This window comes from Streptomyces sp. NPDC029041 (assembly GCF_040637515.1).
Classification (GTDB): domain Bacteria; phylum Actinomycetota; class Actinomycetes; order Streptomycetales; family Streptomycetaceae; genus Streptomyces.
Window position 1 is genome coordinate 324,341 of the sequence record NZ_JBEZWO010000006.1, and the last position, 12,574, is coordinate 336,914.

Genomic DNA, 12,574 nt, shown 5'->3' on the forward strand with positions numbered 1-12,574 from the left:
CACCCGTGCGCCCCGCCCCGGATGGCGGGTCGCGGCGGGTCCCCCGACAATACATGCAGGAATCGCTATATGTTAATGTCGCCACGTCCGGCCCGGGTCGCCAAGTCGCGGCCGGCACGTCGCGGCCGGCACGTCGCGGCCGGCACCAGCACACGCAAGGAGCTCCCCCATGACCACCGCCCAGCACATCACCCACGAGGACCACGCGCACGCCCACGGCGACGACTGCGGACACCTCGCCTTCACCCACGGCGACCACACCGACTACGCCCACGACGGCCACATCCACCGGACGCACGACGGCCACACCGACGAGTGCGCGACCGACGGCCACGCGGTGCACCAGAACCACGACCACGAACACGGCGACGACTGCGGCCACCTGGCCGTGCGGCACGACGACCACACGGACTACGTGCACGACGGCCACCGGCACGCCGCCCACGAGGGACACTGGGACGACCACTGACGGCAGTCGCCCCGGCAGGGCGAAGAGCAAACTGGGAATCGTTGTCATATGCTAATGTATGCATATGACAACGACGCCCTCTCCCTCGACGGACGAGCCGGATCCGACTCTGCAGGCGGCCGGCGAGCTGCTGCGCGCCCTGGCCTCGCCCGTTCGGCTGGGCATCGTGCGGGAGCTGTCCGGCGGCGGGAAGTACGTCCATGAACTGGTGACCGCCCTGGGCGTCAGCCAGCCGCTGGTCTCCCAGCACCTGAGGGTGCTGCGCACCTCCCGGATCGTCACCGCCCGGCGTCAGGCCCGCGAGACGCGGTACACCCTCACCGACGACCATGTGGCGCACATCGTCCTGGACGCCATCCGGCACGTGCAGGAGTAGCGCCTCAGGTCAGGCTGTCCCACTGGACGGTGCGGTCGCACCAGCGCCGGAGCAGGGCGCGGTCGTGGCCGACGGCCAGCAGGGCGGCGCCCGTCGAGGCCCGGTAGTCCTCGACGGCCGCGACCAGAGCGGCGGCCGTCGAGGCGTCGAGCATCGCGGTCATCTCGTCGCACACCAGCAGGCGCGGGCGCAGCACCAGGGCCCGGGCCAGGCAGGCGCGCTGCAGCTGGCCGTCACTGACCTCGTGCGGCCGCCTGGTGAGCAGATCGGGGGTGAGGCCGACGGCGGGGGCCAACTCGGCCACCCGCTTGGGGACTTCCCTGCCCCGGCCGGTGGCCCGCAGAGGCTCGGCGATCAGGTCGCTGAGCGGCAGCCGCGGGTCCGCGGAGAGCCTGGCCTGCTGGAAGACGACCCCGAACGCGGTGCGCAGGGCGCGTGGGGCGCGGTGGCGCCAGCGCCCTACGGGCTCGCCGTCGAGGAGGAGGGTGCCGGAGTCGGGGCGGTGCAGCAGGGCCGCCACCCGCGCGAGGGTGGACTTGCCGCAGCCGCTCGGGCCGAGCAGGCCGACGGACTCGCCCGGTGCGACGGTCAGGGAGACGTCCCGTATCACCGGGGCGTTCCTGGCGTATCCGGCGGTGATGGAACGCAGTTCAAGCACGGAGGTCCTCCGGCACATGCGGGTGGTGGCAGGCGACCGTGCCGGTGGGCGGCGGGGCGGCGCAGGTGGCGGTGGCCCGGTCGCAGCGGGCGGCGAAGGCACAGCCGGCCGGGAAATCCCCGAGTTCGGGCGGCATGCCCGGGATGGCGGTGAAGGCGCGGCCGGGCAGGGCCTGGAGCAGGCCGCGGCTGTAGGGGTGGCGGGGCCCGGCCGGGCCGAAGAAGGCGGCGGCGTCGGCGAGTTCGACGATACGCCCCGCGTACATGACCGCGACCCGGTCGGCGATGCGCTCGGCGGCCGCCAGGTCGTGGGTGATCATCAGCAGGGCCCGTCGGCGTCCGCCGCCCGGGTCGTCCACGTGCCGGCGCAGTTCGTCGACCGTGCGGTCCACCAGGTCGCGGTCGAGTCCGGTGGTCGGTTCGTCGGCGAGCAGCAGGGGTGCGTCGCCGACCAGGGCGAGGGCGGTGGCGGCGCGTTCTGCGAGGCCGCCGGAGAGCTGGTGGGGATGGCGGTCGAGGTGGTCGACGGGGAACGCGGCCCGTTCGGCGGCGGCCTCGGCGGCGGCCCGCAGGGCGGCGCGCCCCCGGGTCGCGGTCAACGCGGCGACCGTCTCCTCCAGCTGGGAGCGGACGGTGCGGACCGGGGTGAGGTGGGCGGCCGGGCTCTGCGGTACGAGGCCGATGAGCCGTCCGCGCACGGTGCGGGCGAGGGTCCGCTCGTCGGCCGCGAGCAGGTCCAGGTCGCCGAGCAGGGCCGAGCCGGCGGTCTGCGCGTTGCCGGGGAGCAGTCCGAGCAGGGCGGAGGCCAGCACGGACTTGCCGCAGCCGCTCTCCCCGATCAGGGCCAGGCACTCGCCGGGCCTCACGTCGAACCGGGCGTCGGTGACGGCGGCCACGCGGCGCCCGCCGGGCAGGAGGAACCGCACGGACAGTCCCCGGACGGACAGCACGGGGGTCACGGGGTCCATACCGGCGCTCACAGCATCAGCTCCGATCGGCGTCGGGGGTTGATCCGCTCCCGCCAGGCCCCGGCGAGACCGGCGAGGGCGAGAGTCGGGACGATGAGGAAGAGGCCCGGGAAGAGGGTCGGCCACCACTGGCCGGCGAGGAGGGAGCCGCGGGCGCTCTGGATCAGGGTGCCGAGGCTCGCCGTGTGGGTGGGCAGCCCGAGTCCGAGGAAGGACAGCGCCGACTCGTGCCACATGGCGTGCGGCACCATCAGCACGGCGGCGAGCGCGGCCTGGGGAAGGACGGCGGGCAGCAGGTGCCGTACGGCCACCCGCCACCGGGACGCCCCGCCGGAGACGGCCGCGTCGATGTACGGCCGCGACCGCAGCGACAGCACCTCGGCACGCACGATCCGGGCCGTGGAAAGCCAGTGGGTCAGCGCGACCGAGATCACCACCGGCCACACCCCGGGCCGGAACATGGCGACGATGAAGATGCCGAGCAGCAGGTGCGGCACCGACGAGAACGTGTCGACCACCCGCATCAGCGCCCGGTCGGCCCAGCCGCCGAGCGCCCCGGCGGCGGCGCCCACGGTCGTACCGACGACGGTCGCGGCCAGTGCCGCCGCGACTCCGACGAGCAGCGAGACGCGCAGGCCGTAGACGCAGCGCAGCAGCAGGTCACGACCGACGTCGTCGGTGCCGAACGGGTGGGACCAGGACGGTGGTTGCAGCTTGGCGGCGAGGTCGACGGCCTGCTGGTCGAGCTGCACCAGCGGCGGCACGAGCAGCACGGCGAGGACGGTCGCGGCCACCAGCACGGCGGAGGTGCGCACGCGCAGGGCACGGGTGGAGCGGCGTTTCGGGCCGTGCGACCGCCACGCCGGCTCGGCCGGGGTGCCGGCGGGCGCCGGTGCGTCACATGTCACTGAGTTTCACCCTCGGGTCGAACAGTCCGTAGAGCAGATCGGCGAGCAGGTTCCCGGCGAGTACGGCGGCGGTGGCCAGCGTCGTCAGGGCGGCGAGCAGCGGGAAGTCGACGGCGGTGGCGGCCTCGACGGTGGCGGCGGCGATGCCGGGCCAGCTGAAGACGCTCTCCACCAGCAGGGCTCCGGTGATGAGTTCGGGGACGCGGGAGCCGATGAGCGTGAGCACCGGAAGGAGCCCGGAGCGCAGGGCGTGGCCGAGCAGGACGGTGCGTTCGCTCAGGCCTCGCGCCCGGGCGCCGCGCACGGGGTCCTCCGCCAGGGCATCGCCGACGCCCTGGCGCACGTACAGGGTGAACCACGGCAGTTGGGACACGGCGAGGACACCGGCGGGCAGCACGAGGTGGGTCGTGACCTGGCCGGGTGTGACCTGTTCGCTGCCGGTGTCGGTCAGGCCGCCCGCCGGCAGGACGTCCCACTGGAGGGCGAAGAGCCAGACGGCGAGCAACGCGATCCAGAAGACCGGCGCCGCCTCCAGGGTGTAGGCGACGGAGGTGACGGTCCGGTCGGTGAACGAGCCGGGACGGCGGGCGGCGAGCACACCGAGGAGCGTGCCCACCAGCACGGCGACGGCGAAGGCGACGGCGCAGAGCAGCGCGGACCACACGAGCCGTTCGCCGATGACCTGGGCGACCGGCTGCCGCATGACGCTGGAGTGGCCGAGGTCGCCGGTGAGCGCGGAGGTCAGCCAGTGCCACCAGCGGGCGGTGAAGGGCTGGTCCACGCCGAGGTTCTCGCGCAGCCGGTCCAGGGTCTGCCGGTCGGCGCCGAGCGCGGCGGTGCCGGCGTAGGCCTTGACGGGGTCGAAGGGGGAGGCGGCGGCGATGGCGAACACACCGAAGGTGACGACGAGCAGGACGGGGACGGCGAACAGGGCCCGCCGGCCCGCCAGCCGCGCCATCGCTCCCCAGGGGAGGCGGGTCACCGCTTCGGCTGCCAGTCCTCGATGTTCCACCAGGGGCCGCTGGCGAAGCCGTGCTCGTGCGGCTCCAGTTGGGTGGTCAGTCCGTCCCAGCGGTCGGCCAGGACGTACAGGTGGTCGATGTGGGTGAGGAAGGTGTAGCCGGGGTCCTGCACCAGGGCCCGCTGGAGCTTGTCGTAGGCGGCCCGGCGGGTCTGCGGGTCCTGGCTGCGGCGGCCGTCGTCGAGGGCGCGGTCCACGGCCGGGTTGTCGTAGCGGGCCATGTTGTTGAAGCCGTCGCCGGCGAGGGAGGAGTGCAGCAGGGTGTAGAGGCCGAAGTCGGGGTCGCCGGTGCTGCCGAAGCCCGCGAGGACGGCCGTGTCCTTCATGCGGGGCTCGATGACCTCCCAGGTGGCGCTCTCCGCCTTCACTTCGATGCCGGCCTTCTTGGCGTCGGAGGCGTAGGCGAGGGCGTGGTCCTGGCGGACCTTGTCGCCGGAGGGGTAGAGCAGGGTGAAGGACGCCCGTTGTCCGTCCTTGGTGCGGATGCCGCCCTCGCCGGGCTTCCAGCCGGCCTCGTCCAGGATCTTGCCGGCCTCGCCGAGGTTCCTGGTGCGCTCGATGTCCTTGGTGAACGCCGGGTCGTCGACGGGCAGCGGCCCGTAGGCCGGGCGGCCCGCGCCGTCGAGGATCTTGTCGACCATGGCCTCGCGGTCCACGGCGGCGTCGAGGGCCCGGCGGATCGCGCGGTCGCCGGTGACCCGGTTCGCGGTGGGGAGGGTGACGGCCCGGAAGTCGTAGGACCGGGCCTCGTAGCTGCGCTTGGCGTCGTCGTTCTCGAACGTGGCGGCGAGGTTGGGCGGGAGGACCGCGCCGTCGAGGTCGCCGGAACGCAGGCGGGTGGCGCGCACGTTGTCGTCGCCGATGACCGCCATGGTGAAGGCCTTCACCTTCGGCTCGCCGCCCCAGTAGCGGGGGTTGGCCTTGAAGGTGAGCTTCTCGCCCTTGCTCCAGCGGCTGAGGACGTACGGCCCGGTGCCGACCGGCTTGGTGTTGAAGGAGCCGGTGTTGGGGTCCTGCTTCCCCGCCACGTGCTCGGGGACGATGGGCAGGACGGTGCGGGCGGCGAAGGGGGCGTAGGGGTACTTCAGCGTGAAGACGACCTGGTCGTCGCCGCTCGCCTCGACCCTCTTGACCGCGTCCAGCTCGCTCTTGAAGGTGTTGTTGGTCTTCGCGTCGAGGATCGTCCGGTACGTGTAGACGACGTCGGCGGCCGTCAGCGGTTCGCCGTCGCTGAACTCGACGCCGTCGCGCAGGGTGTAGGTGTACGTCCGGCCACCCTCGGTGATCTTCGGCAGTTCCGCCGCCAGCGCGGGCTTCAGCTCCAGGTCGGCGTCGCGGGCGAGCAGCCCGTCGAAGATCTTGGAGTTTCCGTCCTTGCCGTAGCCGAGCAGCGGGCTGAGGGTGTCGGGCTCGGAGGCCACCCCGAGCACGACCGGCCCTCCGGCCTTGCCGTCGCCCGAGTCGCCGCCTCCGGGGGCCGAGCAGGCGGTGACCGCCGCGGCCAGCGCCGCCGTGACGGCGGCCCCTCGTATCCGACGGGTCGACATGTGACCTCACACCCCTTGTTGCGCTGATCCTGTTGTTGCAAAGACTTCGCAATTTAACAGGATCGGCGGGCGCCCCGGAATCGGGACGCCCGCCGAACGGTTCACCGCCGCGCCGGGGCCTGCTGCAGGGTGACGTCCTGGTCCTTGACCGCGTGGAAGACGGGCAGCGGCAGGCCCCCGAAGCCGCGCAGCTCCATCACGGTGGCCTGGACATGGGCAGCCCCGGCCACCAGCGCGCCGGACCTGACCCGGCCCGAGTTCACCCAGCGGTGCTCGGCGCCGTCGCACACGGCCCGGGTGCCGCCGATGCCGTAGCGGGTCGTGGAGGAGCCCTGGCTCACGGAGGAGCTGACGAAGACCGGGCCGCTGGAGCCGGCGCAGCGGTAGGTGCCGGACAGGGTGACGGTGCCGTCGGCGGTGATCCGGCCCACGGCGTCGACCGTGACGGAGTCGGTGGGGGCGAGGGCGGACGCGGTGGCGGGCGCCGCGCCCGCGCCCGTGAGCAGGAGCAGCGCGGCACTGGCCGCCGCGCCGAGCAGGGGACGTACACGCATGGGGGAAACCTCCGGGAAGGCATGGAATCGGGGCTTCCACTCGTACCGGTCACACGGGCCGGGCGCCCGTCATGCTCACCCCTTCGGTGGCGAGTCCGCGCCGGCCGTCGTGGAACCGTCCTGGGAATGTCCGGGGCGTGTCACGCTTACCGCCGACCCGTTCCGCTGCAGCCGGGACGGGAGGATGGTCTGTCTGTACGCGTCATTCGAACCCTTCGGATGGCCCTGCCGACGTGGAGGTGCGCCATGTGTGCCCACCAGCCCCAGTGCCCCGCGACCGAGTCCCCCTCCCCCGCCGCGCACATCGTGGCGGCCCGTCCCGAGCAGGGCTGGAGCCTGCTGTGCGACGGGACGGTCGTCTTCGACGACACCGGCGAACTGCTTCCCGACGGGCGCGTGGTGCAGCCCCACCGGGCGACGGCGCAGGGACTGGCCGTCGCGGCCTGACCCGAGGCCGCCGCACGGCGGCCCGACATTCCGCTACGGCAGGACCGCGAAGCCGTCCAGTTCCACCATCGCCTCCGGGTCCCACAGCCGGACGACCTGGACGACCGCCATGGCGGGATAGTCGCGTCCGGCCACCTCACGCCACAGGCGGCCGAGTTCGCGGGCGTGCGCGCGGTACGCCTCGACGTCCGTGGCGTAGACGGTGACTCGGGCCAGGTCCGAGGGGGTGCCGCCGGCTGCGGCCAGGGCGGTCAGCAGGTTGGCGAGGGCCCTTCCGAACTGCTCGGGCAGCGTGCGGCCGACCACCTTGCCGTCGGCGTCGAGGGCGGTCTGGCCGGCCAGGAACACCACCCGTGACCCGGAGGCCACCACGGCGTGGGAGAAGCCGGCCGGCGGGGACAGCTCGGGCGGGTTGACGCGCTCGGTGCTCACCGGGCCTCCTGACGGGCGTACAACTCCTTGGCGATGATGCCGCGTTGCACCTCGCTCGCCCCTTCGTAGATGCGCGGGGCGCGCACCTCGCGGTAGAGGTGTTCGAGCAGATGGCCCCGTTGCAGGGCCCGGGCGCCGTGCAGCTGGACGGCCGCGTCGACGACGTACTGCGCGGTTTCGGTGGCGAGCAGTTTCGCCATGGCGGAGCGCCGGGGCACGTCGGGGGCGTCCGCGTCGTACGCCGACGCCGCCGCGTGGACCATCAGCCGGGCCGCCTCCGTGCGCAGGGCCATCTCGGCGACCTGGTGCGCGACGGCTTGCAGGTCCTTCAGCCTGCCCCCGAAGGCGTCCCGCCCGGCGGTGTGGGCGAGGGTCGCGTCGAGGGCCGCCTGCGCCATGCCGACGGCGAACGCGCCGACGCTGGGCCGGAACAGATTGAGTGTCCCCATGGCGACCCGGAAGCCGCGGTCGGCCTCGCCGAGCACGTCGTCGGCGGTCACCGGCACGGCGTCGAAGTCGAGTGCGCCGATCGGGTGCGGCGAGAGCATGTCGAGACCGCGGCCGGTCAGGCCCGGGCGGTCGGCGGGCACGAGGAAGGCCGTGACACCGCGGGCCCCGGCGCCCGGGGTGGTGCGGGCGAAGACGGTGTAGAAGTCGGCCTCGGGGGCGTTGGAGATCCAGCACTTCTCACCGGTGAGCCGCCAGCGGGCGGGGCCGTCGGGGACGCCGGTGAGGACAGCACCCTCGGCCGACCACCCTTCCCGCGAAGCACCCTCTGCCGACCGCCCGTCCCCCGCAGCACCCTGAGCCGGCCACCCCTCCCCCGAAGCGCCGTCCGCCGCCACCCGCGGCCCCCGCGCCACCGCGTCCATCGCCCCGCCACCCCGCAGGTCGCCGTCCGCCGCCACCCGCGGCCCCCGCGCCACCGCGTCCATCGCCCCGCCACCCCGCAGGTCGCCGTCCGCCTCCGCCCGAGGCGCCTGCGCCACCGCATCCGGCGACCCGCCACCTTGCAGGCCCCCGTCCGCCTCCGCCCGCGGCTCCCGCGCCGCCGCGTCCGTCGCCCCGCCACCCCGCAGGTCGCCGTCCGCCGCCACCCGCAGCCCCCGCGCCACCGCGTCCATCGCCCCGCCACCCCGCAGGTCGCCGTCCGCCGCCACCCGCGGCCCCCGCGCCACCGCGTCCGACGAGCGGCCACCGCGGCCGCCGGGGTCCGCCTCCGCCCGGAGTTCCAGCGCCGCCGCGTCCGATCCCGCGCCGGGCTCGCTCAGGGCGAAGGCCGCGATCGCCGTGCCGGCGGTCACCCGGGGGAGCCAGTGGTCGCGTTGGGCCTGTGTGCCGTACGCGTGGACCGGATGGGCGCCGAGGCCCTGGAGGGCCAGGGCCGTCTCGGCTTCCGTGCAGGCGTAGGCCAGGGACTCGCGCATCAGGCACAGGTCGAGCGCGCCTGCGGTGAACAGCCGTCCGAGCAGGCCGAGGCTGCCCAGTTCGGCCACCAGGGCGCGGTTCACCCGCCCCGGTTCGCCCTTGTCGGCCAGCGGGCGGAGCCGCTCCGCGGCCAGGGCGCGCAGTTCGGCACACCAGGCGAGTTGTGACGGTTCGAGTGAGAATGCGGTCATCGCCGGTCCCTTCTCCGCCACCCTGCGTTCCGGCGGGGCCACTGAGAGGCTATCGCGGACCGTTGACTGCCGTCACCAACACGATACGCTCCAGAGGCGAGCCCACCACGCCAAGGGGGCGAACCGTATGAATCCACGGGGCACGGCCCACGTCGACACCTTCGCCCGGGACCACCTCCCACCCCCGGACCAATGGCCCGAGCTCCGCTTCGACTTGCCGGAGCTGCACTACCCCGAACGGCTCAACTGCGCCGCCGAGCTGCTGAACGGCCCGCCCGACGAGCGCCCGGCGTTCCTCACCGGCACCGGCGAGCCGTGGACGTACGGCGACCTGCGCGCCCGGGTGGACCGCATCGCCCATCTGCTCACCGGCGAACTCGGCGTCGTCCCCGGCAACCGGGTGCTGCTGCGCGGCCCCACCACCCCGTGGCTCGCGGCCTGCTGGCTGGCGGTGCTGAAGGCGGGGGCCGTGGCGGTCACGGTGCTGGCCCAGCAGCGCCCCCACGAGCTGAGCACGATGTGCGAGATCGCCCGGGTGCGGCACGCCCTGTGCGACATCCGGGCCGTCGACGACCTCGCCAAGGCGGAGGTCCCGGGCCTGCGGATCACGACCTACGGCGGCGACGCCCCGGACGACCTCCTGAAGCGCCCTGCGCCCGGCACCCCGTACGAGACCGTCGCGACCGCGGCCGACGACGTGGCGCTGATCGCCTTCACCTCCGGCACCACCGGCCGCCCCAAGGGCTGTCTGCACGTCCACCGGGACGTCCTGGCGATCGCCGACACCTTCTCGCGGCACGTCCTGAGGCCGGTGCCCGACGACGTGTTCACGGGCAGTCCCCCCTTGGGCTTCACCTTCGGCCTCGGCGGGCTGGTGGTCTTCCCGCTGCGGGCCGGGGCGAGCGCGCTGCTGCTCGAACAGGCCGGGCCCCGGCACCTGCTGCCCGCCATCGCCCGGCACCGGGTCTCCGTGCTGTTCACCGCCCCGACGGCGTACCGCGCGATGCTCGACGAGCTCGACGGGCACGACCTGTCGTCCCTGCGCCGCTGCGTCTCCGCCGGCGAGAACCTGCCCGCGGCGACCTGGCAGGCCTGGCACGAGCGCACGGGCCTGCGCGTCATCAACGGCATCGGCGCCACCGAGCTGCTGCACATCTTCATCTCCGCGGCCGACGACCGGATCCGGCCGGGGACCACGGGCGTTCCGGTGCCGGGCTGGCACGCGCGCGTGCAGGACGAGGACGGCGAACCCGTGCCCGACGGGCAGCCGGGACTGCTCGCCGTGCGCGGACCGGTCGGCTGCCGCTACCTCGCCGACCCTCGGCAGCGGGACTACGTGCGCGGCGGCTGGAACGTCACCGGCGACACCTACGTCCGCGATCCCGACGGCTACTTCCGCTACGTCGCCCGCGCCGACGACATGATCATCTCCGCCGGGTACAACATCGCCGGCCCCGAGGTGGAGGAGGCGTTGCTGCGGCACCCGGACGTGGTCGAGGCGGCGGTCGTGGGCCGGCCCGACGAGGCCCGCGGACAGGTCGTGCTGGCCTTCGCCGTCCTCAAGGAGGGCGCGGAACGCGACGCCGAGGCGCTGCGCGCCTTCGTGAAGGGCGAGCTGGCGCCGTACAAGTGCCCGCGGGAGATCGTCTTCCTGGACGCGCTGCCGCGCACGGCCACCGGCAAACTGCAGCGGTTCAGACTGCGCGCCCCGGGGGTACCGGAACGCGACCGCGAATGATCCGTACGACCTAAGATGATCAACGTGTCCGACCAGCATGCACCACGGTCTCTCATCGTCACGCTCTACGGCGCGTACGGCCGCTTCGTGCCGGGCCCCGTGCCGGTGGCCGAACTCATCCGGCTGCTGGCCGCGGCCGGCGTGGACGCCCCGTCCGTACGCTCCTCGGTGTCGCGGCTGAAGAGACGCGGACTGCTCGTTCCGGCCCGCACCGCCCAGGGTGCGGCCGGTTACGAACTGTCGCCGGACGCACGCCAGTTGCTCGACGACGGCGACCGCCGCATCTACGCCTCGGCCCCGCCCGAGGACGAGGGCTGGGTGCTCGCGGTGTTCTCCGTGCCGGAGTCGGAGCGGCAGAAGCGGCACGTGCTGCGCTCCCGGCTGGCCGGGCTCGGTTTCGGCACGGCCGCCCCGGGGGTGTGGATCGCGCCGGCGCGGCTGTACGAGGAGACCCGGCACACGCTGCAGCGGCTGCGGCTCGACGGGTACGTCGACTTCTTCCGCGGTGACCACCTCGGTTTCGCCCCGACCGCGGAGGCCGTCGCCCGGTGGTGGGACCTGGCGGCCATCGCCAAGGAGCACGAGGCGTTCCTCGACCGCCACGCGCGCGTGCTGCGCGACTGGCAGAAGCGTGAGGACACTCCGGCCGAGGAGGCCTACCGGGACTACCTCCTCGCGCTCGACTCCTGGCGCCACCTCCCCTACACCGATCCGGGCCTGCCGTCCGAGCTGCTTCCCGCCGACTGGCCGGGGGTCCGCTCGGCGGCCGTGTTCCGGGGGCTGCACGAGCGGCTGCGGGACGCGGGCGCGGCGTTCGTGGGGCTCTGACCCGCGCGGGCGCCGCCCGGTTCGCCGGGTTTGCTCCGTCGCGGAACGGTCAACGATGTCCGCGAGCGGACGGAGCACGGAGCGGGAGGCGGACCGAGGCATGACCGTCACCACACCACCGGGCACGGCGGGCGCCCGCGCGGACCGGCTCCGGTGAGGCGGCTGGGCCGCTCGGTGCACGGCGGGTGGAGGCGGGCCGGTGCGCACACCCTGGTGCGGCGGGGCCGCGACCTGGAGCTGATGCACCGGGCCACGGGGTTCGCCACGCTCGCGCTGGTCACACTGGCGCCGCTGCTGATCGTGGTGGCCGCCGCCGACCCTCTGGGGCGGGGCGGCTTCGCCTCGTGGCTGGCCGACGGCATGGGGCTGTCCGGGCGGTCCGCACGGCTGCTCACGGACATCATCAGCCCGCCGCGCAAGGTCATCGGCACCACGAGCGTGCTCGGCGGGGTGGCGCTGGCCGTCTTCGGTGTCGCCTTCGGCGGGAGTGTGCAGAACGGCTACGAGCGGATCTGGGGCCTGCTCTCCGGACCGTGGCACCGCATCTGGCGGCAGGCCGTGTGGATGATCGCGATGACCGCGTACCTCTACCAGGAGGTGCAGACGCGCAGCCTCGTCTCGGGAGCCGAGCGGATCGCGCTGAGTTCGGCGTCCGGGGTGCTGTTCTTCTGGTGGGGGCAGCACTTCCTGCTGGGCGGGCAGGTCCGCTGGCGTGATCTGCTCCCGGGGGCGCTGGCCACCATGCTGGGGCTGGGCGGCCTGCGCATGTTCTCCTACTTCGTCTTCAGCCCCCTCATCGTCACCAACGCGATCAGCTACGGAGCGGTGGGTGTCGTCCTCGTGGTGGAGTCCTGGCTCATCGGCGTGGGATTCGTCGTCTACGGCGGGGCGCTCCTCGGCCGCTGGGCCCTGGAGCACCACGGACGCCGGAACCACATCGAATAGACCGGCGCCTGCCGTAGAAACGCACATGCCGCCCGAGCGGATCAAAGTCCTGGCTCATGCGAATC

At 73.8% G+C, this 12,574-nt stretch carries 14 protein-coding genes and 1 pseudogene; 6 read left to right on the forward strand and 9 right to left on the reverse strand.

What is annotated here, in order from left to right:
- Positions 1-169: 169 nt before the first annotated feature.
- Together AB0F04_RS17565 and AB0F04_RS17570 are read left to right on the forward strand one after the other, a co-directional pair.
- Entirely contained in the window at positions 170-469 is a 300-nt protein-coding gene (locus tag AB0F04_RS17565; RefSeq protein ID WP_362042451.1) for a hypothetical protein, read from the forward strand.
- Positions 470-533: 64 nt separating this feature from the next.
- The gene (locus AB0F04_RS17570) at positions 534-845 is read left to right on the forward strand and encodes a metalloregulator ArsR/SmtB family transcription factor (protein ID WP_362042453.1); all 312 of its coding nucleotides are present in this window, start codon (positions 534-536) and stop codon (positions 843-845) included.
- Between the two features lie 4 nt (positions 846-849).
- Here AB0F04_RS17570 and AB0F04_RS17575 read toward each other — a convergent pair whose 3' ends face one another.
- The 6 genes from AB0F04_RS17575 to AB0F04_RS17600 all read right to left on the reverse strand — a co-directional run bounded on the left by AB0F04_RS17575 (position 850) and on the right by AB0F04_RS17600 (position 6,500).
- Positions 850-1,503 (reverse strand): ATP-binding cassette domain-containing protein, encoded by a 654-nt coding sequence (locus AB0F04_RS17575; RefSeq protein WP_362042455.1) that lies wholly within the window; start codon positions 1,501-1,503, stop codon positions 850-852.
- Positions 1,496-2,470, reverse strand: a complete 975-nt coding sequence (locus AB0F04_RS17580) for an ABC transporter ATP-binding protein (protein WP_362042457.1) — start codon at positions 2,468-2,470, stop codon at positions 1,496-1,498. The genes AB0F04_RS17575 and AB0F04_RS17580 overlap by 8 nt, the downstream gene beginning before the upstream one ends.
- Positions 2,471-2,478: 8 nt before the next feature.
- Positions 2,479-3,378 (reverse strand): ABC transporter permease, encoded by a 900-nt coding sequence (locus AB0F04_RS17585; protein ID WP_362042458.1) that lies wholly within the window; start codon positions 3,376-3,378, stop codon positions 2,479-2,481.
- The gene (locus AB0F04_RS17590; RefSeq protein WP_362042819.1) at positions 3,368-4,336 is read right to left on the reverse strand and encodes an ABC transporter permease; all 969 of its coding nucleotides are present in this window, start codon (positions 4,334-4,336) and stop codon (positions 3,368-3,370) included. Before AB0F04_RS17590 ends, AB0F04_RS17585 begins: the two co-directional genes overlap by 11 nt.
- Positions 4,337-4,356: 20 nt before the next feature.
- Positions 4,357-5,946 carry an ABC transporter substrate-binding protein gene (locus AB0F04_RS17595; protein ID WP_362042460.1) on the reverse strand — a complete coding sequence of 530 codons (1,590 nt, stop codon included), beginning with the start codon at positions 5,944-5,946 and terminating at the stop codon, positions 4,357-4,359.
- A gap of 101 nt (positions 5,947-6,047) precedes the next feature.
- The gene (locus AB0F04_RS17600) at positions 6,048-6,500 is read right to left on the reverse strand and encodes a DUF6299 family protein (RefSeq protein ID WP_362042462.1); all 453 of its coding nucleotides are present in this window, start codon (positions 6,498-6,500) and stop codon (positions 6,048-6,050) included.
- A 246-nt stretch (positions 6,501-6,746) separates the two neighbouring features.
- Between AB0F04_RS17600 and AB0F04_RS17605 the strand changes: the two genes are divergently transcribed.
- On the forward strand, positions 6,747-6,947 hold the full coding sequence (locus AB0F04_RS17605) for a DUF5999 family protein (RefSeq protein WP_362042464.1): 201 nt from the start codon (positions 6,747-6,749) through the stop codon (positions 6,945-6,947).
- Between the two features lie 33 nt (positions 6,948-6,980).
- Here the strand turns inward: AB0F04_RS17605 and AB0F04_RS17610 are convergent, their stop codons facing one another.
- The 3 genes and pseudogenes from AB0F04_RS17610 to AB0F04_RS17620 all read right to left on the reverse strand — a co-directional run.
- Positions 6,981-7,379 (reverse strand): RidA family protein, encoded by a 399-nt coding sequence (locus AB0F04_RS17610; RefSeq protein ID WP_362042466.1) that lies wholly within the window; start codon positions 7,377-7,379, stop codon positions 6,981-6,983.
- Positions 7,376-8,482: an acyl-CoA dehydrogenase gene (locus tag AB0F04_RS17615; protein WP_362042821.1), complete on the reverse strand. Its 1,107-nt coding sequence runs from the start codon at positions 8,480-8,482 to the stop codon at positions 7,376-7,378. The genes AB0F04_RS17610 and AB0F04_RS17615 overlap by 4 nt, the downstream gene beginning before the upstream one ends.
- A 114-nt stretch (positions 8,483-8,596) precedes the next feature.
- Positions 8,597-8,998 (reverse strand): annotated as a pseudogene (locus AB0F04_RS17620) (acyl-CoA dehydrogenase family protein); the annotation flags it as partial.
- Between the two features lie 127 nt (positions 8,999-9,125).
- Between AB0F04_RS17620 and AB0F04_RS17625 the strand changes: the two are divergent.
- The 3 genes from AB0F04_RS17625 (at position 9,126) to AB0F04_RS17635 (ending at position 12,509) form a co-directional block, all read left to right on the forward strand.
- Positions 9,126-10,736, forward strand: coding sequence for an AMP-binding protein (locus AB0F04_RS17625; protein WP_362042467.1), 1,611 nt, complete (start codon positions 9,126-9,128; stop codon positions 10,734-10,736).
- Between the two features lie 15 nt (positions 10,737-10,751).
- Positions 10,752-11,564, forward strand: coding sequence for a PaaX family transcriptional regulator C-terminal domain-containing protein (locus AB0F04_RS17630; protein ID WP_362042469.1), 813 nt, complete (start codon positions 10,752-10,754; stop codon positions 11,562-11,564).
- 162 nt (positions 11,565-11,726) lie between these two features.
- Positions 11,727-12,509 (forward strand): ribonuclease BN, encoded by a 783-nt coding sequence (locus AB0F04_RS17635; RefSeq protein ID WP_362042823.1) that lies wholly within the window; start codon positions 11,727-11,729, stop codon positions 12,507-12,509.
- The last annotated feature ends 65 nt before the right edge of the window (positions 12,510-12,574 follow it).